The organism is Streptomyces sp. NPDC006197, assembly GCF_040613865.1.
In the GTDB taxonomy this organism is placed as follows: domain Bacteria; phylum Actinomycetota; class Actinomycetes; order Streptomycetales; family Streptomycetaceae; genus Streptomyces.
On sequence record NZ_JBEXSZ010000006.1, the window covers coordinates 64,201 to 83,310 of the forward strand.

The window sequence follows — 19,110 nt, forward strand, 5'->3', positions numbered from 1 at the left end:
ATGGCGGCCACTGGATCCGAGAAGCAGGGGGCGAAGGCGTACTACGTCACGACCCCCATCTACTACGTCAACGACGCTCCTCACCTGGGCCACGCCTATACGACCGTCGCAGGCGACGTGCTCACGCGCTGGCACCGGCAGCGCGGCGAGAAGGTGTGGTTCCTCACCGGCACGGACGAGCACGGTCAGAAGATCATGCGCACGGCCGAGGCGAACGACGTCACGCCCCAGGCCTGGTGCGACAAGCTCGTCGAGGAGGCGTGGAAGCCCCTCTGGGAGCACCTGAACATCGCGAACGACGACTTCATCCGTACGACGCAGAAGCGTCACACGGACCGCGTCCAGGAGTTCGTGCAGGACCTGTACGACAAGGACGAGATCTACAAGGGCGGGTACGAAGGCCCGTACTGCGTGGGCTGTGAGGAGTACAAGCTCCCCGGCGACCTCATCGAGGCGGAGGACGGCACCAAGCTGTGCCCGATCCACAAGAAGCCGGTGGAGATCCTCAAGGAGGAGAACTACTTCTTCAAGCTGAGCGAGTACGGCCCGAAGCTGCTGGAGTTCTACGAGGCGAACCCGGGCTTCATCCAGCCGGAGTCGGCCCGCAACGAGGTCGTGAACTTCGTCAAGCAGGGCCTTCAGGACCTCTCCATCTCGCGCTCGACGTTCGACTGGGGCATCCCGATCCCGTGGGACGAGAAGCACGTCATCTACGTGTGGGTCGACGCGCTCCTGAACTACGCCACGGCCGTCGGCTACAACGAGAACCCGGCGAAGTTCGACGAGACCTTCCCGGCGAACGTGCACCTGGTCGGCAAGGACATCCTGCGGTTCCACGCGGTGATCTGGCCGGCGATGCTGATGGCGCAGGGCCTGCCGGTCCCGGGCCGGGTCGCGGCCAACGGCTGGCTGATGGTCGGCGGCGAGAAGATGTCGAAGTCGAACCTGACCGGCATCAAGCCGCAGGACCTGACCTCGCACTTCGGCGTGGACGCGTACCGCTGGTACTTCCTGCGCGCCATCGCCTTCGGCAGCGACGGCTCGTTCTCGTGGGAGGACTTCACCGCCCGCTACACGAGCGAGCTGGCGAACGACTACGGCAACCTGGCCTCGCGCGTGGCGGCGATGGTCGGCAAGTACTTCGGCGGCGAGCTGCCGGCGTCGACGGCCGACGGCGACGCGGAGAAGGCGATCCACGAGGGCCTGGCCAAGGCCGTCGCGACGGCCGACGCGAAGATCGGCGAGGAGCTGGACTTCCAGGCCGGCATCCTGGCGATCTTCGACTTCGTGAAGCAGGTCAACGGCTACATCACGGAGCAGGAGCCGTGGAAGGTGGCCAAGGACGAGTCCGAGGAGGGCCGCGCCCGCCTCGCCACGATCCTCTACACGGCCGCCGAGTCCCTCCGCGCCGTCGCCGTCCTCCTCAACCCGATCATGCCGGAGACCTCGCAGGCGCTCTGGGAGTCGCTGGGCGCCGAGGCGTCCCTGGGCGCCCTGGCCGAGCAGCCGGTCCAGTCGTCGGGCACGTGGGGGCAGCTCCAGGCCGGTGCGACGGTGACGAAGGGCGCGGTGCTGTTCCCGCGCCTGGAGGACCCGAAGAAGGACTGACGTACAGCTCCTCTCGTACGAAGAAGGCCGCCGTCCCGGTTCGTCTCCGGGGTCGGCGGCCTTCGTCGTACGCGCTCCGGGTCACCAGGTCAGGGCCAGGGCGGCGACGGCGGGCGCCATGTAGACGAGCGGGAAGGGGGCGTGGCCGTACGCGCGGGCCCGCAGCACGGTGATCACGGCCCCGGTGAAGTACAGGACGAGCCCGATGGCGGCGAGGGTGCCGATGACGGGGACGTAGAAGCCGACGACGAGGCCGACGGCCCCGGCGACCTTGGCGGCGCCGAGCCAGTTCCACATCGCCCGCGGCACGCCGTACTGGGCGAGCGGCTCGACCACGAACTTCGCCCTGGCGAAGATCGACGCCCCGGAGAACCCGGCCATGAACGCGGCGACGGCGGTGACGACGATGGCGGTGGTGGACATGGCGTGGGCTCCTTCAGCCTCTCGGTGTCCGCCTCGACCGAGCCGGACACTGCACTGACGGAGCCGGCACGAGGTGTGTGACAGCCACCGGAGAATTTCTTTCCGGCGGCCCACAGGGCCGGGACGTGACGCACCGCGGATAAAGGCTTTGCGGGCCCTCGCGGCCCGATGCCAGCCTGGTGACGACCACGGCCGAGGCATGTCGACCCAGAAGGGGGACGTCTCAGTGGACGACCCAGTGCCCGACTGGCACCGGAAACTCGAAACGTGCGGCCTCCAGGTCCGAGGCCCCGACATGTCATCCGTGCTGCCCGATGTCCGCCGGGCCCACTACGCCTTCGCGGGGTACGAGGTGAAACCGACCGCTACGGTCAGCCTTGCGCGACCCGATGTCGCGGCAGAACTGGACCGTCAGTGGGATTCCCTGACGGCAGCCGCCCGACTCGCCACGCCGGAAGGCGAGTTCTGCATGCCGGCGCCGGGCCGGGGCGGTCACGAGACCGGCTGGGTCCGCGTGAAGGACCTCGTGGGAACCGCCCTGCCCTCCCGCATCCAAGCAGGCACCGGCCTCACGGAGTTCCTGGCCGTTTCCGTGGACGGGCGGATCATGTGCGCCGTGTCCGACGAGGAGTACGACAAGTGGATCATCGTGCACCGGTTCGATGAAGAGCGCCGGGAAGCCTGACCGTCGGCCCGTCGTCCCGCTGCCGGTGGGCGGGCGCCTGGACGCCACGGCGGCGCGCGGGTTCGCGGCGGGCTGCCGTGCGGTGGGCACGGACCGGATCCTGTACCTCGCCTCCGGTGACGCTCCCTCCGTCGGCCTACGGCCGACGGAGGCCGACCTCGTCGGCATGGCCCCACCGGCGCGCCTGCTCATCCCGGACGGGGCCGGGGCCCTGCTGTTCCCCGAGCCGGGATACGCGCTCATCACCGGCACCGAGGCTTTCCTGGCCGCCGCCGTGGCCGAGGGAGCCGACGCGGCGCGGGCGCGGTTCGGGCGCTACGCCCGGACGGTGAAGGGGCGGTGGCCCCGCGTCGAGGAGATCGCCCGCGCCTACCCGCCCGTGCACAGGGTGTGGTTCCGCGCGGCGGATGTCGTACCCGGAACGGCGTCGGCACAACTGCTGTCGCTGCTGGACGACTTCACCACAGGGACGTGCACCGCGGCCGACTTCGCCGACGGATGGCGGGAGGCCCGGAGGGCGGCGCGGGCGAACGGTGAGCGGACGGGCGGAGCCCTGGCCGAGCTCTTCGACCGCGTGTTCCTGACACTGGAGGACTACACGCCGGACCCCGGGCTGAGGGAGGCGGGCGACCTCACGGACACCGAACTGCGAGAGGCGATCCGTACGCTCGGACCCGCGTAGCGCACAGGCCGGCCGGGACGCCCTGCTCGACACCTTCGACCTGCGGCTACGCGGGCTGTGGGTTCCTGTGTACGTCAGCTGCCGAGGGCGTACGCCACGAACCCGGCCCACGCGGCGCGAGGCTCGCCCGGCTCCTGGCCGTCGAGTGGCTGCGGACGCGGACCGTCTCGTACGACGCGACGGAGGCGGCGACCCAGATCACCGCGGAGCTCGCGGCGAACGCGGCCACGCACGGGCGGGTGAGCGGGCGGAACTTCCTTCTCTCGCTGCTGGTTTCGGCGGAGGTGCTCCGCATCGAGGTGACGGACACGTGTGCCGACGCCCTCCCCCGGCACTCGGGTCGAGGCCCGCTGCTCGTGGAGGCGCCGGCCGACCGGTGGGGCGTCGACCTGGGACCCGTACCCAGGAAGACGGCGTGGGCGGAACTCGACCTGCCACGCCCCTGACCAGGGAAACCACCCATCCACCGAAGCTCGTGAGCACGGGCTTCGGTGGGGCGGGCGGTCTTCCCAAGGACGACGAGAGAAGGAAAGAAACCCACCGAACCCCACCCCTTCCCGCCCCACGGACGGCACTCACTCATGCGGGTGAAAGAGGCCAACTGGGCTGGATTCGGGAGGGGTTGCCTGCTTTACGCTCAGCGCAATCGGCATATGCCGCCAGACATGAGTCAGCCCTCGCCGGGACGGCATTCCCATTGGCGAGGGCCTGACCACCGAGGAAGTAAAGGCACCTTCTCTTCCCCCATGGGTATCTCTGACACTAGCGCGCGCACGTCCTCCCCGTCCCGCAACGGCGGGGAAAACCACCCTCACGTGCGCACCCACCCCGCCGGCGTAGTCCACGACAACGCCCGCCACACCACCCGCTTCACGGTGGTCGGCAACCACCTCGCGCAGCACACGGAGTTGTCGTTGGTGGCCATCGGGCTGGCCCTGCACATCCAGTCGCTGCCGAGCGGAGCACCGGTCGACATCAAGACGCTGGCGGCCCGGTTCCCCGAGGGAACGACGCGGATCGCCGCCGGGCTGCGCGAGCTGGAGGCGCACGGGTATCTGCGGCGCACGCGGGAGCGCACCGAGAGCGGGCGGATGATCACCCGTACGGTGTCCTGCAACCGTCCGGGCCGGACCGGCGCCGCCGAGGCTCCCAAGCCCGAGCCCAGGCCTTCGACCCGCCGCCCGGAGAGCAGGCCGAGGCCCCCGGCCCACCGACCGGGAATCGACCCGAAACCCCCCGCCCGTCGACCGGAGAGCAAGCCGAAGCCCCCGACCCGCCGCCCGGAGCCACGGCCGCGCCGCGCGCTGCCCGCCGTACCGCAGCCCGCGTACCCGGCGCCGGACCTCCTGGCCACGGCCCTCGGCATCCTGGCCGGCCTGCACCACGAGGACCCCCGCCTGTACCTCTCCGCCACCGACGCCGAGCACCTCGTCCCGGGCGTCGCCACCTGGCTGGAACGCGAGCTCACGCCCGATGCCGTACGTCGCGTCCTGACCTTCGACCTCCCGACGGAACCACTCCGCCGTCCGGCCGCCCTCCTGGCCCACCGCCTCTCCGTCAAGCTCCCGCCGCTGCCACCCTTCCGCCCACCGAGCCAGGCCGTCCTGCACCCGTACCAGAACTGCGACATCTGCGACCGCGCCTACAGAGGCCCGGAACCAGGCGAGTGCGGGGCCTGCCGAGCGGGGAACCACTGACCGGGTGCAAGATCAGCCGTCAGGCATCCCGGCATGGACAGAGGCGGAATCCGTGATCGAGCTGAGTTTCTCCGTACGCCCGGATCAGGGTGAACCCTCCGACTTCGACCTGGGAGACGTGCGCTGCGGGGGAGAGAGGGGCACGGTGACGTCGGTCGGCCATGTTCCCGACCAGGGCATGATGATCTACCTCTCCGTACCACTCCTGCTCCACTCCTCAGCCGGCTGTTCGTCGGCGCGAACACGGCTTCCTTCATCGGCGCGGACACGTCGTTCCGGCTCGACTTCCGTCGCACGCGCGGCGGGCTGGTGGCGGTGTCGGCGCGGAGGAAGGTCCTGGGGACGACCGGCCTGGACGAGCTCGCGCAGGCGGTTCTCCGCCCCGTCCGCAAGCTCGCCGAAGAGGACCTGTGCCGCCTCCCGGCCGGGAGCGGGGCGGTGAACGACTACCTCCGGTCCTTGCGGAGATTCAGCGCGATCGTCGAGTAGAGCTTCGAAGCTCCACGGAGGCGGGGCCGACGACCTGACAAAGACGCCCCGAACCGTGCGCAGTACCGCAAGACCGCGCCCCGCCGAATCCGCGCCTCAAGTCCCTTCCCACCAGCGGATTTTTCACCGGGCCTGACCGTCGGCCGTCGGCAGGCGCAACCAGACCGTACTTTTGTTCGTTTCTGGTGTGAATGAGCGCATGCCAGCATGCGCAAGTGAACGAGACGGGGGACGAGACAGCACTGGCAACTCAACAGTTCTCCAGACTGGCGGAGTTGGCAGGCGAACCAGGGACAGACACGTCCGCGCGGACAACGCCCGAGGCAGAAACCGTCGACGAAGAAGCCGCGGCACGGCGGCAGTTTGCCCGGTTACTCGGTGAATTCCGGCGTACCGCCGTCCTGGTGCCCTTCGACGAGCAAGGAAGCCTGTGGACCGCCGACTTCAACGGCGTCCGGTGGATCTGCGCGTTCTCCGACGAGGAGGCGCTGGCCCGGTTCGCCGTCGCGCGGGGTGATGCCGAGCGGGAGTGGACGTACCGGACGATCCTGGGCGCGCGTCTTCTCGACGTGATGGTGCCGATGCTGCCGGGTCCGGGCGGGGTCGCGCTGGACGCGGGCAGCGCGGACGGAATGCTCTTCCCGCCGGTGGCGGGGATCGTCCCGGATGAGGTGGCGGTCGATCTCGGGGGAACGGGGACACGATGAGCGGGAGCGAGCCTGATCTCGCGGCGCCGGCGGAGGCGCTGGCGGCGATAGCGAAGGGCATCGACCTTGCCCATGCCGAGCTGAAGGAGCTCGGCATGATCGGCGAGGCGTCGACGGGCCGGGGTTTCTCCGATCTGGCCCTGTCGGGAATTGAGTTGGGGCACGGCGGTCTGACGTCGGAGTTCGGGACGTTCTGCGACCGGTGGGAGTGGGGCGTCCGTGCGCTGACCATGCGGGGGAACGGGTTCGCTCAGGCGGTCGGCCTGTCCGCCGGCTCGTTCGCGGAGCAGGAGCAGTACATCAAGGACACGATCAAGATCGGCGTGAACTCCCTCAACGGGAATCCGCATCTGTCCGAGGACGAGGTCAAGCAGAAGAGCTGGGACACCGTCCGTGACCAGCATATGTGGGACAACCCGGACTGGAGCGGGGAGTCGTTCAGCGACGCCCATCGAGAGGTCAAGCAGACCTGGGGGAACACCACGTACGACGTCGAGGACTCGATGCTCGACGGGCTGGAGCGTTCGGGGGCGCTGGACCCGGAGCGGCGGAATCGGGCTGACGAACGACTCAGGGACCTGCTCGATCCCGACCGGGCGACCATCGAGCAGGCCGAGCAGCCGCGCTGGGGGGAGAGCCGCTGATGGTGGACTGGGGTGGTCTGGCCGACAAGGGCATCGACAAGATCGCTGACGGCATTGACAGGGGCAAGCGGGGCCTCGGCGAGGGCATCGACTATGTGACCGACAAGACCGGCCAGGGCTTGGACAGCCTGGGAACGCACGAGTGGGCGGACGCGGTCGAGGAGTGGGGCGACAAGACCGCCTCCTCCCTGGGAGCGGAGGTCGGGGAACAGCAGCTCGGGCAGACCGAGGACGCGGACGAGCTCATCCACGGCAAGCCGGAGAAGATCGCCGAGACGGTGAAGAACCTCCGGGACTTCCAGCGGGCGTTCGACCTCGTCGGCGGCGGGATGAAGAAACTGGACGCCGGTCACTGGAAGGGGGAGGCGGCCGACGCGTTCCGGGAGAAGTTCCAGACCCTGCCGACCGACTGGCTGCACGCGGCGGACGCCATGGAGAACGCGGCCAAGGCGCTGGAGACGTACTCGAAGGCGATCGTGAGCGCGCAGGGCAAGGCGCGTGAGGCGATCGCGCTGTACAAGGAGGGCGTCCAGAGCTCCAAGGCGGCCGTCGACACGTACAACAAGAAGGTCGCCGATTACAACGCGGCGCGCAACGGGGACAACCCGCTGCCGGACCCCGGGCCGTTCACCGACCCCGGCACGGCCAAGCAGCAGCGCGCGCAGGAGATCCTGGACGACGCGCGGAAGGCCCGTGACGAAGCCGCGGAGACCGCGAAGGCAGCGGTCGGCGCCGCCCTCGCCCACGCGCCCGAGGAGCCGACGGGCCGCGAGCGGGCCAAGGCCGAGCTGATGGACTACGCCCTGGACCAGGGCTTCGAACTGGCCCACTTCGACGGCGGCATCGTCAAGGGCACGGCCGACCTGCTCAACTTCGTCCGCTCGCTCAACCCGGCGGATCCGTACAACCTGACCCACCCGGCGGACTACTACAAGGGCGCCAACATGACGCTCGCCGGGCTGGTGTCCACGGCGGCGAACCCGGACAGGGCGCTGAAGAACGCCTGGGAGTCGTTGAAGGGAGACCCGTCGGAGTTCTTCGGCCGGATGGCGCCGGAGCTGATCGGGACGAAGGGCGCGGGGCTGATACGGGGAGGCGTGCGCGCCGGGCTGAAGAACGGTGCCAAGCACCTGCCGGACGGGAAGAAGCCGGGCGGAGAGAAGCCGGGCGGCAGCCGGGGAGACCAAGAGAAGGATCCGAACAACAACAGCAACGAGTGCCGCGACAATGTGTGCGAGGGCGACCCGGTGGACATGGTGTCCGGCCGCGTGCTGCTGCCCCAGACGGACATAGCGCTTCCCGGATCACTCCCCCTCGTCTTCCAGCGCACCTTCGACTCCTCACGCCGATCGGGACGATGGTTCGGACCGACCTGGTCCAGCACGGTGGACCAGCGACTGGAGATCGACTCCGAAGGCGTCGTCTTCAGCTGCGACCAGGGCAGCCTCCTGGCCTATCCACATCCGGCGCCCGGCGTCCCCGTCATGCCCACGCACGGTCGCCGCTGGTCCCTGGACAGGGTGGAGGATGGCTACACCATTACCGATCCCAGCTCGGGAAGCATCCGACACTTCGTCGACCACGGCGACGGTCTCGCTCTCCTGGCCCAGATCGACGACCGCAACGGCCGCTGGATCACCTTCGAGTACGACGAGGCGGGCGCCCCGACGGCAATCGTCCACCACGGCGGCTACCACCTGAAGCTCACCACGAGCGAAGGCCGCGTGACCGCCCTCCACCTCGCGGGAGCGGCAGCGGACGGCTCCGACCAGGAGATCCTGCGCTACGGCTACACCGACGGGCACCTGACCGAGGTCGTCAACTCCTCGGGGCGCCCGCTGGTCTTCGGCTGCGACGAGCACGGCCGCATCACCTCTTGGACCGACACCAACGGAAACCGCTTCGACTACGTCTACGACGACCAAGACCGCTGCATCTACCAATCCGGCACTCATGGGCACGTCGAGTCCCACTTCTCCTGGGGAGTCGCCGACCCCGACACCGGCCTGAGGACGACCTCCATCACCGACGGTCTGGGGCACACCAAGAGGTTCGTCATCGACGACCGCGCCCAGGTCGTCGCCGAGATCGATGCGCTGGGCGCCGTCACCCGCTACGAGTACGACCGTCATAACCAGCTGCTGTCCCGTACAGATCCGGCCGGAAACACCGAACGCTTCGTCTACGACGAGGCCGGACGGCTCACCACCGTGGTTCGGCCGGACGAACGGCGTCTGCTCGCGGAGTACACCGCATCGGGTTTCCCTGTGCGCATCGTGTCCGCAGACGGCGCGGTCACACACCAGAGCTTCGACGAACGCGGAAACCGTGTCTCCCTCACTGACCCGTCAGGCGCAACGACACACTTCACTTATGACGATTCGGGTCACCTCGCCGCCGTCACGGACGCCCTCGGACACACCACTGTCGTCCGCTGCGACAAGGCTGGCCTTCAAGTCGGGATCACCGATCCGCTCGGTGCGACGACACAGATCGAACGAGACGGATTCGGTCGTCCCGTCTCCTTCAGGGACGCATCAGGCTCCTCTGCCCGGTTCGAATGGACCGTGGAGGGGCTGCTCGCCCGTCGTGTCGAGACGGACAGCAGTGAGCAATCGTGGACGTACGACGGTGAGGGCAATTGCGTCAGTCACACGGATGCCCTGGGTGGCGTCACCACCTACGAGTACACCGACTTCGACCTTCCGACGTCCCGCACCGGCCCGGACGGCGCTCGATACGAGTTCACCCACGACACCAACCTGCGGCTGACACAGGTCAGGAACCCTCAGGGGCTTGTCTGGAGGTACACGTACGATCCCGCAGGGCGCCTCTCCGCCGAAACTGATTTCGACGATCGGACCCTTGCCTACGGCTACGACCCGGCGGGCAGACTCACCTCGCGCACGAACGGCATTGGTGAGACCGTCCAGTTCCAGTACAACACCCTCGGACAGGTCGTCCGCAAAGACGCCGCAGGCACGATCACCACCTTCGAGTACGACGTATTCGACGAACTCGCAGTGGCGACCAACTCCGATGTCACCCTCACCCGGTTGCGTGATCGCCACGGACGGCTCGCGGCCGAGACCGTCGACGGCCGCACGCTCACCTTCACATATGACCTCCTCGGCCGCCGCATCGGCAGGACGACACCCAGTGGTGCCGTCAGCTCCTGGAGCTACGACCCGGCTGGGCGCCGCGCGTCGCTGACCGCCTCAGGTCGTACGCTGGTTTTCGAACGCGACGCCCTGGGGCAGGAGTTGCTTCGCCGGGTCGACGGATCGCTCACGTTCTCCCATGTGTACGACGTGATGGGCCGAATGACCGAGCAGCACGTCATCGGGCGCGGCCGTACGCTTCAGCTCCGTTCTTACGCGTACCGGGCGGATGGCAATCCGGTCGGTGTCGACGACCGACTCCGTGGGCCCCGGCACTACGACCTCGACGCGGCCGGCCGCGTCACAGCGGTTCACGGACATGACTGGACCGAGCGCTACGCCTACGACTCGGCGGGAAGCCAGACCGAGGCAACATGGCCGGCCACGCATGCGGGGGAGGACGCCACAGGCCCTCGCTCGTACCAGGGGGGTCGGATCACTCGCGCGGGGAATATCCGCTACGAACACGACGGCCAGGGGCGCATCGTCCTTCGCCAGAAGACCCGTCTGTCACGCAAGCCGGACACCTGGCGCTACACGTGGGACACCGAGGACCGGTTGACGTCCGTCACCACGCCGGACGGCACCGTGTGGCGTTACCGATACGACGCTCTCGGCCGCCGCGTGTCCAAGCAACGGCTGGCCGGCGACGACCGGACGGTCGTCGAGCAGGTCTCGTTCGTCTGGGACGACACGACCCTGTGCGAACAAACGACCCACGCCGCAGCCTTGCCTCACCCCGTGGCACTCACATGGGATCACGAAGGCTTCCATCCCCTTACCCAGACGGAGCGAGTCCTCGCGACTGACACATTGGACGAACCAGTGGCGGAGCGATTCTTCGCCATCGTCACCGACCTGATCGGAACTCCAAGTGAATTGATCGACGAATCAGGTAATCTGGCATGGCAGAGGCGTAGCACACTATGGGGCACGACGACATGGGCGGCGAACAGCACCACCTACACTCCCCTGCGTTTTCCCGGCCAGTATTTTGATCCCGAAACAGGCCTACATTACAACTACTTCAGGCACTATGACCCTGAGGTCGCACGTTATCTGACACCGGACCCCTTGGGACTTTCTCCGGCACCCACCCCAAGGTCCTACGTATCCAACCCACTCACCTGGTCTGACCCTCTCGGACTCAAACCATGCAAGAAAAAAACCGAAGATCTCAATTGGAACGAAAAGAGCCGCCCTACCTTCGGTCACACGTTCAGCGAGCACGGAGAAGGAGCTAGGAACACAAAGAGTCTGACGGACCGCGCCCGCTCCACAGGCAATGACCAAGGACAATGGCTTGACAATGCCAAGGCTGTAGAATTCCTCAAAGCACACCACGATCCTGATGCCGGTGTACGGGAAGTTCCGATACCAGAGGGCATGGGGCAGGTCATCAAACCTGACGGCCAGATCGTGCAACCGACCCACGTCCGCATGGTGCCCAAACCAGATGGCACCTACAGGTCAGCTTTCCCCATAGTGAAGTGATCCGGCGCCATGACTTTCAGAATGTCTCTGACCTCTCCTTCCCAAAGGCTCCCCGACCCACCGGAGATCGACCCCTCCGACGACTACGAATCGCTGGCGATGGACGCGTGTCAGCTGCTTTCGGAAACCGATGCGCGATTCATCATCTCGGGGTTCGGCCAGCCCGAATGGCCCGTCGATGTCTCGTACGATCTTTCCTCGGTGATCGAGCAGCTCCCTGCCGCGATCGATTGCCTGCAACAAGGGCGCGACGCCCGAATCGATCTCTACGGGCAAGGGGTCGAGCGGTGCCTGCTCTTCGCGCCTGCGGGAGTCACGGTAGAGATTCGCTGCGTCTCAGGCACCACATGGCGCCCCGACCCCGACGTGGAGGTCATGCCACGCGTGGAAGTCCTGAAACATCTCACCGACTTGGCCTCCGAGTTCGGGGCCGCGTTGCGTAAGGCAGCTCCCGAGGTTGCGGCGCTGACGCCTTTCGCCAGGTGGTAGTCGCACACGAAGGGCCCGGAATCCGTGAGGATTCCGGGCCCTTTCCAGGAGCGGACGCTTACCGCGCCGCGTCCGGGTGGACCGACTCCGTCACCGGGCGGTCCTCCGTCTTCTTCTCGACCGGCTTGCGGAGCTGGATGTTCAGCTCGCGCAGGCGGGCCTCGTCGAGCTCGGTCGGGGCGCCCATCAGGAGGTCCTGGGCGTTGCCGTTGAGCGGGAAGGCGATGGTCTCGCGGATGTTGGGCTCGTCGGCGAGGAGCATGACGATGCGGTCGACGCCCGGGGCGATGCCGCCGTGCGGCGGGGCGCCGTACTCGAAGGCGCGGAGCATGCCCGCGAACTCCTGCTCGACCGTCTCGCGCGAGTAGCCCGCGATCTCGAAGGCCTTGAACATGATCTCGGGCTCGTGGTTCCGGATGGCGCCGGAGGAGAGCTCGATGCCGTTGCAGACGATGTCGTACTGCCAGCCGAGGACGTCCAGCGGGTCCTGGGTCTCCAGGGCCTCCAGACCGCCCTGCGGCATGGAGAACGGGTTGTGCGAGAAGTCGATCTTGCCGGTCTCCTCGTCCCGCTCGTACATCGGGAAGTCGACGATCCACGCGAAGCGGAAGACGTTCTCCTCGAACTGGCCGGCGCGCTTGGCGGCCTCGACCCGGACCGGGCCCATGATCTTGGAGACCTCGTCGAACTCGCCGGCGCCGAAGAAGACGGCGTGGCCGGGCTGGAGGCCCAGGCGCTCGGTGAGGACCTTGACGTTCTCCTCGGTGAGGAACTTGGCGATCGGGCCGGTGAGGGCGCCGCCCTCGCCGACGCGGACCCAGGCCAGGCCCTTCGCGCCGAGGGAGACCGCGAAGTCGCCGAGGGAGTCGAAGAACTTGCGCGGCTGGTCGCCGGTGTTCGGGACGGCGAGCGCGCGGACGTGCTTGCCGGCGAAGGCCTTGAACTCCGACGCCTCGAAGACGTCCGAGATGTCGACGAGCTCCAGCGAGGTGCGCAGGTCGGGCTTGTCGTTGCCGTACTTGAGCATCGACTCGCGGAACGGGATCCGCGGGAACGGCGAGGTGACATGGCGGCCGCCGCCGAACTCCTCGAAGAGCTCCGTCATGAGCTTCTCGATCGGCTGGAAGACGTCCTCCTGCTCGACGAAGCTCATCTCGACGTCGAGCTGGTAGAACTCGCCGGGCGAGCGGTCGGCGCGGGCATCCTCGTCGCGGAAGCAGGGCGCGATCTGGAAGTACCGGTCGAAGCCGGAGATCATCAGCAGCTGCTTGAACTGCTGCGGCGCCTGCGGCAGCGCGTAGAACTTGCCCGGGTTCAGGCGGGACGGGACGACGAAGTCGCGGGCGCCCTCGGGGGAGGTCGCGGCGAGGATCGGGGTCGCCATCTCGTTGAAGCCGAGGGCCACCATCTTGGAGCGGATGGAGGCGATGACGGCGGAGCGCAGCATGATGTTGCGGTGCATGCGCTCGCGGCGCAGGTCGAGGAAGCGGTACTCCAGGCGCCGCTCCTCGTTCACACCGTCGTCGGTGTTGATGGTGAAGGGGATCTGCTTGGCGGCGCCCAGGACCTCGACCTCGGTGGCCTCGATCTCGATCTCGCCGGTCGGCAGCTCGGGGTTGACGTTCTCCGCGCCGCGGGAGACGACCTTGCCGTCCACGCGGACGACGGTCTCCTTGGTGAGCTTGTCGAGGACCTCGGCGGCGGGCGTGCCGGGCCGGGCGACGAGCTGCGTGATGCCGTAGTGGTCGCGCAGATCGATGAAGAGGATGCCGCCCAGGTCGCGCCGATTGTGCAGCCAGCCGCTCAGCCGGACGTCGGTGCCGACGTCAGAGGCGCGGAGCTCGCCGCAGGTGTGGGACCTGTACCGATGCATCGTCGTTCATCCAGTCTTCGGGATCGATGGTGAAGGGCTTGACGGTGTCAAGCCCTCCCAGCCTACCGGCCGGCCCAAGATCGCATTTCGGATACCGTCGGTGGCGGCCCGCTGTCCGGTATTCATAAAGTGGGGCAATGCGCACCGAGGACGTCCTGGCCGCGATCGCGACCGGCCTGTGGCGCTGGGACAACGCGTCCGGGATCGTCTCGCTCGACGCCGAGGCCGCCCGGCTGCTCGGGCTGCCCGCCGAGCCCGTGCGGCTCAGCGAGGCGGCCGTGCGGTCCCGTTTTCATCCGGTCGACTGGAACGAGATCGACGGGGTGGTCAACCTCGCCGTCGCCGAGGGCACCCTCGCCGAGGCCCGGCTGCGGATCATGGACGAGCACGGGCGGGTGATCCGTACCGTACGGAGCAGGTCGAAGCCGCTCATCGAGGGGAACGACTACCAGCTGGTCGGCACCCTCCAGGAGGTCGCCGAGCAGTTGCCGGGCACCGCCGCCCGCACCCCCATCACCGGCGACTGGCGCCGCTCCCGCGAGGCCTTCCTGCTCGACGCCGGGCGGGCGCTCGCCGAGGCGCGGTCGACGGCCGAGGTGCTGCGGGTGGCGGCCTCCCTGTCGATGCCCGGCTTCTCGCCGGACGGGCTCGCCGTCTTCGGCGTGGCGGGCGAACGGCTGACGATCATCGGCCACCACGGGCACAGCGAGGGCGACGAGGGGCCGTTCTCCTCGATGTCGCTGGACACGGACTATCCGGCGGCCGAGGTCGTGCGGACCGGGCGGGCGATCTACCTGCCGTCCCCGGAGGAATACCTGCGCCGCTTCCCCACCACCTGGCCGCTCGCGCAGCGCTTCGGGCGCCGCTCCTGGGCCTTCGTGCCGCTCGTCGTCGCCGGGCGCACGATGGGCGCCTGGATGGCGGCCTTCAAGCACCCGGTGGCGTTCACGCCCGACGAGCGTTCCGTGCTGACGACCGTCGCGCGGATGCTCGCGCAGGCCCTCGCACGCGCGGGCGTGGCCGAGTCCGAGCGCGAGCTGTCGCTCGGACTCCAGCGGACGATGATGCCGGTCCTCGGGCCGGGCATCCCCGGCATCCAGGTCGCCGCGCGGTACGTGCCGACCGGCGGCGGACTCCAGGTCGGCGGCGACTGGTACGACATGATCCGGCTGCCCGGCGGCTCCTCCCGCACCGGCGGGCACGGCCCGGGCCGGATCGCCCTCGTCATCGGTGACGTGCAGGGCCACGACGTGCGGGCCGCCGGCCTGATGGGGCAGCTGCGGATCGCCCTGCGCGCGTACGCCTCCGAGGGCCACCGGCCGGACGCGGTCCTCGCGCGCGCCTCCCGCTTCCTCTACGGGGTCACGGACGGTGACGACGGGGACGGCGGCGGTCCGCGCTTCGCTACCTGCCTCTACCTGGAGGTCGACCTGGAGACGGGGACGGTCGACATCGCGCGCGCGGGGCATCCGGACCCCGCGGTACGGATGAACGACGGAACGGTTCTGCTGAGGCCCACGGCCGGCGGGCTGCCCCTCGGCATCGACCCCGACACCGACTACCCCACCACCCGGCTCACCCTGGACCCCGGCGAGACCCTGATGATCTGCACCGACGGCCTGCTGGAGACCGGCGGACACGACCTGGACAGCGGCTGGGAGCGCGTACGGCGGCTCCTGGAGTCCCATGACGGCGACGATCTGGAGCGGCTCGCCGACGCCCTCGTGGAGGCCGTCCACGGCCCCGGCTCGCACCACACGACGGGCCCGCTCGCCGACCGCCGCGAGGACGACATCGCCGTGCTGCTGCTCTCCCGCCGGCCCGGCGGCACCGTCCAGGAGGCCCCGCGCCGCACCCTGATGACGATCGCCCAGGCGGAGCCGGAACGGATCGCCGAGGCGCGCGAGCAGGTCCGGCAGCTGCTGCACGACTGGTCGGACGAGGACCAGCTCGACGCGGCGGTCCTGATGGTCTCCGAGATGGTCACGAACGTCCTCGTCCACACCGACGGCGACGCGCTCCTGGTGGCGGAGGTCGCCTGCGGCGAGAAGACGCGGCGGCTGCGCGTGGAGGTCTCCGACGGCAGCGACGAGCTGCCGCACAAGCGGCACCCGGGCGAGATGGCGTCGAGCGGGCGCGGCCTGATCCTGATGGAGATGCTGGCGGACGCGTGGGGCGTCGACCCGCGGGGCGAGGGCAAGGCGATCTGGTTCGAACTGAACGAACCGGACCCGGAGGGCGGCTGCTGCGGATAGCCCCCGGCGGGCGACGGGCACCCCGCTGCGCGCCGCACACGTGGTGCGGGTCAGGGCGCGGAACGCGGAGGCGCCGCTGAAGGCGTCGTCCCGTACCGCGTCCGCAGCACTCCCAGGACTCCCGTCGCGGCGGCCGTCAGCGGGACGGCGAGCAGCATGCCGAGGATGCCCGCGACGGACGCGCCGGCCGTGATCGCCAGCATGACCGCGGCCGGGTGCATCTGCACGGTCCTGCTCTGGACGAGGGGCTGGAGGAGGTGGCCCTCGATGACCTGGACGGCCAGGACGACGCCGAGCACCCACAGCGCGATGACGAAGCCCCGGTCGGCGAGGGCGACGAGGACGGCGATCGCGCCGGAGAGGAAGGCCCCGAGGTACGGGATGTAGGCGGTGACGAAGACGAGCGCGGCGAGTCCCACGGCGCCGGGCACGTCGAGGACGACCAGGCCGATGCCGATGAGGACGGCGTCGACGAGGGCGATGAAGGTGGTGCCGCGCATGAAGCCCTCGACGGCTTCGAAGGCGCGGCGCGCCATGGCCTCGACGAGGTCGCCGGTGCCGCGGGGGGAGAGGGAGCGCAGGGCGCCGGCGGCCCGGTCGGAGTCCTTGAGGAAGAAGAAGATGAGGAGCAGGGCGAGGACGCCGGTGGCGAGCATCTGGCCGACGACGCTGAGGCCGCTGATGACGCCGGAGGCGGCGGTGCCGCCGAACTCCTTGAGGAGCTTCTCGGCGTTCCCGGCGAGGTCGTCGAGGGAGGTGCCGGCGGCCCCGAGGTGGTCGGCGATGTCGGAGGCGGCCCGCCGGAGCGAGGCGATGATCTGGTCGCCGGTTTCGATGAGGGCGACGACGACGACGTACGTGGCGCCGCCGACGACCACGAGGACGGCGACGACCGTGAGCGCGGCGGCGAGGCCCTTGCGCACCTTCATCCGCAGCAGGCGCCGGTGGAGCGGGCCGAGGAGGGCGGTGCCGAGGATCGCGAGGAGGACGGGGGTGACGGCCGTCTTGAAGACGACGCAGAGCCAGACGAGGACGGCGGCGACCCCGGCGGCGAGCAGCAGGACGACGCACCAGGCGGCGAACCGGCGGGCGGGTTCGGGGAGCAGGGGCTCGGGAGGGAGGGGCGCTGGGCTCGGCTGCACCCGACCACCGGACCACGTCGGCGGGCGTGGCGTCGCGCGCTGGCGGGCCGTCCGGGTGACGGCCCGTCAGTGACGGCGTACCGCTCGCCGACCCCTTCCGGCACCCCTCACGCCGGCACCACTCACGCGCCTCTCCCCGTACCGCCTATTCGCCCATTCCGTGGACCGCCGGGATCGTGCCGAGGCGGCCGGCCTGGAAGTCCTCGAAGGCCTGGCGCAGTTCGGCCTGGGTGTTCATGACGAACGGGCCGTAGTGGGCCATGGGCTCGCGGATCGGCTGCCCGCCGAGGAGGACGACCTCCAGGTCCGGGGTGTTGCCGTCCTGCTTCTCGTCGGCGCGGACGGTGAGCGAGCCCCCCTTGCCGAAGACGGCGGTCTGTCCGGTGTGGACCGGCCGCCGGTCGGTGCCGACGGTGCCGCGGCCGGCGAGCACGTACGCGAGGCCGTTGAAGTCCTCGCGCCAGGGCAGGCTGATCTCGGCGCCGGGGCGCAGGGTGGCGTGGATCATCGTGATCGGGGTGTGGGTGATGCCGGGGCCCTGGTGGCCGTCGAGCTCGCCGGCGATGACGCGGAGCAGCGCGCCGCCGTCGGGGGTGGTGAGCAGCTGGACCTGGCCGCCGCGGATGTCCTGGTAGCGGGGGGCCATCATCTTGTCGGAGGCGGGCAGGTTCACCCACAGCTGGAGGCCGTGGAAGAGGCCGCCGCTGACGACGAGGGACTCCGGCGGGGCCTCGATGTGGAGGAGGCCGGAGCCGGCGGTCATCCACTGGGTGTCGCCGTTGGTGATGGTGCCGCCGCCGCCGTTGGAGTCCTGGTGGTCGAAGGTCCCGTCGATGATGTAGGTGACGGTCTCGAAGCCGCGGTGGGGGTGCCAGGGCGTGCCCTTGGGCTCTCCGGGCGCGTACTCCACCTCACCCATCTGGTCCATCATGATGAACGGGTCGAGGTACTGGTAGTTGATCCCGGCGAACGCACGGCGCACCGGGAAGCCCTCGCCCTCGAAGCCCGAGGGGGCCGTGGTGACGGCGAGCACGGGGCGGGAGACGGCGTCGGCGGGGGCGGCGACGCGCGGCAGGGTGAGCGGGTTCTCGACAGTCACAGCGGGCATGACCGGACCTCCTAGGTGCGACCTTGTACGACCACTTTAGTTGAACACTGAACTTTCTGCCACCCAGAACGCGGCCCCGTTCCGTCTCATTCCCGGGCGCCTCGTCCGGACGGCCGAAAGTCGCCCACTCGTCCGAGTGAGCCACGGCTCCACACCCCCGGCCACTCGGGCACGCTGTCTCCGCCGGGCGGACCTCCCGGCCCCCGACGGCCCCTGAAGGAGCCCGCATGCCGTACTACCCGGAGAACCTCACGTACTCGAAGGACCACGAGTGGGTGGAGGTGACGGGCGACCGGCGCGTGCGCGTCGGCGTCACCGACTACGCGCAGACGCAGCTCGGCGACATCGTCTTCGTGGACGCCCCCGAGGTGGGCCGCGACGTCGAGGCGGGAGAGCCGTTCGGCACCCTGGAGTCGGTCAAGTCGGTGAGCGAGCTGTACGCGCCCGTCTCCGGCCGGGTGACGGTCAAGAACCCCGAGCTCGACAGCGAGCCCGAGCTGATCAACACCGACCCGTACGGCGACGGCTGGATCATCGAGATCGAGACGCCCGGCACCGGGGCGCCGACGGGCCTGCTCGACGCCGCGCAGTACAGGGACCACATCGCGGCGGAATCGGAGTAGGCCCCACGAGGAACGGGCGGGCCCGGCGCC

General features: G+C 69.2%; 16 protein-coding genes. 12 read left to right on the forward strand and 4 right to left on the reverse strand.

The genetic code is table 11. The features are described 5' to 3' along the window. Positions 1-1,608, forward strand: coding sequence for a methionine--tRNA ligase (gene metG / locus ABZ318_RS03155; RefSeq protein ID WP_356900760.1), 1,608 nt, complete (start codon positions 1-3; stop codon positions 1,606-1,608). Positions 1,609-1,689: 81 nt separating this feature from the next. On the opposite strand, the gene ABZ318_RS03160 is transcribed toward metG, so the two are convergent. Further along, positions 1,690-2,031, reverse strand: a complete 342-nt coding sequence (locus ABZ318_RS03160) for a DoxX family protein (RefSeq protein ID WP_356900761.1) — start codon at positions 2,029-2,031, stop codon at positions 1,690-1,692. A 295-nt stretch (positions 2,032-2,326) separates the two neighbouring features. Between ABZ318_RS03160 and ABZ318_RS03165 the strand changes: the two genes are divergently transcribed. The 9 genes from ABZ318_RS03165 (at position 2,327) to ABZ318_RS03205 (ending at position 12,079) form a co-directional block, all read left to right on the forward strand. Beyond that, positions 2,327-2,716, forward strand: a complete 390-nt coding sequence (locus tag ABZ318_RS03165; RefSeq protein WP_356900762.1) for a hypothetical protein — start codon at positions 2,327-2,329, stop codon at positions 2,714-2,716. Further along, on the forward strand, positions 2,694-3,398 hold the full coding sequence (locus tag ABZ318_RS03170; protein WP_356900763.1) for a colicin immunity domain-containing protein: 705 nt from the start codon (positions 2,694-2,696) through the stop codon (positions 3,396-3,398). The genes ABZ318_RS03165 and ABZ318_RS03170 overlap by 23 nt, the downstream gene beginning before the upstream one ends. A 239-nt stretch (positions 3,399-3,637) precedes the next feature. Further along, positions 3,638-3,844: a hypothetical protein gene (locus tag ABZ318_RS03175; protein ID WP_356900764.1), complete on the forward strand. Its 207-nt coding sequence runs from the start codon at positions 3,638-3,640 to the stop codon at positions 3,842-3,844. Positions 3,845-4,144: 300 nt separating this feature from the next. After that, complete coding sequence (locus tag ABZ318_RS03180; protein ID WP_356900765.1) at positions 4,145-5,095, forward strand: helix-turn-helix domain-containing protein; 951 nt, start codon at positions 4,145-4,147, stop codon at positions 5,093-5,095. A gap of 315 nt (positions 5,096-5,410) precedes the next feature. Beyond that, positions 5,411-5,584 carry a hypothetical protein gene (locus ABZ318_RS03185; protein WP_356900766.1) on the forward strand — a complete coding sequence of 58 codons (174 nt, stop codon included), beginning with the start codon at positions 5,411-5,413 and terminating at the stop codon, positions 5,582-5,584. Positions 5,585-5,799: 215 nt separating this feature from the next. Next, positions 5,800-6,291, forward strand: a complete 492-nt coding sequence (locus tag ABZ318_RS03190) for an SseB family protein (RefSeq protein WP_356900767.1) — start codon at positions 5,800-5,802, stop codon at positions 6,289-6,291. Further along, the gene (locus ABZ318_RS03195) at positions 6,288-6,935 is read left to right on the forward strand and encodes a hypothetical protein (RefSeq protein WP_356900768.1); all 648 of its coding nucleotides are present in this window, start codon (positions 6,288-6,290) and stop codon (positions 6,933-6,935) included. Before ABZ318_RS03190 ends, ABZ318_RS03195 begins: the two co-directional genes overlap by 4 nt. Further along, positions 6,935-11,590: a putative T7SS-secreted protein gene (locus tag ABZ318_RS03200; RefSeq protein ID WP_356900769.1), complete on the forward strand. Its 4,656-nt coding sequence runs from the start codon at positions 6,935-6,937 to the stop codon at positions 11,588-11,590. The genes ABZ318_RS03195 and ABZ318_RS03200 overlap by 1 nt, the downstream gene beginning before the upstream one ends. Before the next feature lie 21 nt (positions 11,591-11,611). Then, positions 11,612-12,079 carry a hypothetical protein gene (locus ABZ318_RS03205; RefSeq protein ID WP_356900770.1) on the forward strand — a complete coding sequence of 156 codons (468 nt, stop codon included), beginning with the start codon at positions 11,612-11,614 and terminating at the stop codon, positions 12,077-12,079. Positions 12,080-12,137: 58 nt separating this feature from the next. Here ABZ318_RS03205 and aspS read toward each other — a convergent pair whose 3' ends face one another. Then, entirely contained in the window at positions 12,138-13,952 is a 1,815-nt protein-coding gene (gene aspS, locus ABZ318_RS03210; protein ID WP_356900771.1) for an aspartate--tRNA ligase, read from the reverse strand. 137 nt (positions 13,953-14,089) lie between these two features. Between aspS and ABZ318_RS03215 the strand changes: the two genes are divergently transcribed. Next, on the forward strand, positions 14,090-16,207 hold the full coding sequence (locus ABZ318_RS03215; RefSeq protein ID WP_356900772.1) for a SpoIIE family protein phosphatase: 2,118 nt from the start codon (positions 14,090-14,092) through the stop codon (positions 16,205-16,207). Between the two features lie 50 nt (positions 16,208-16,257). On the opposite strand, the gene ABZ318_RS03220 is transcribed toward ABZ318_RS03215, so the two are convergent. Further along, positions 16,258-17,349: an AI-2E family transporter gene (locus ABZ318_RS03220; protein ID WP_356900773.1), complete on the reverse strand. Its 1,092-nt coding sequence runs from the start codon at positions 17,347-17,349 to the stop codon at positions 16,258-16,260. 145 nt (positions 17,350-17,494) lie between these two features. After that, entirely contained in the window at positions 17,495-18,457 is a 963-nt protein-coding gene (locus ABZ318_RS03225) for a pirin family protein (RefSeq protein WP_356900774.1), read from the reverse strand. Between the two features lie 227 nt (positions 18,458-18,684). Here ABZ318_RS03225 and gcvH point away from each other — a divergent pair, with 227 nt between their 5' ends. Next, positions 18,685-19,080 (forward strand): glycine cleavage system protein GcvH, encoded by a 396-nt coding sequence (gene gcvH / locus ABZ318_RS03230; protein WP_356900775.1) that lies wholly within the window; start codon positions 18,685-18,687, stop codon positions 19,078-19,080. The last annotated feature ends 30 nt before the right edge of the window (positions 19,081-19,110 follow it).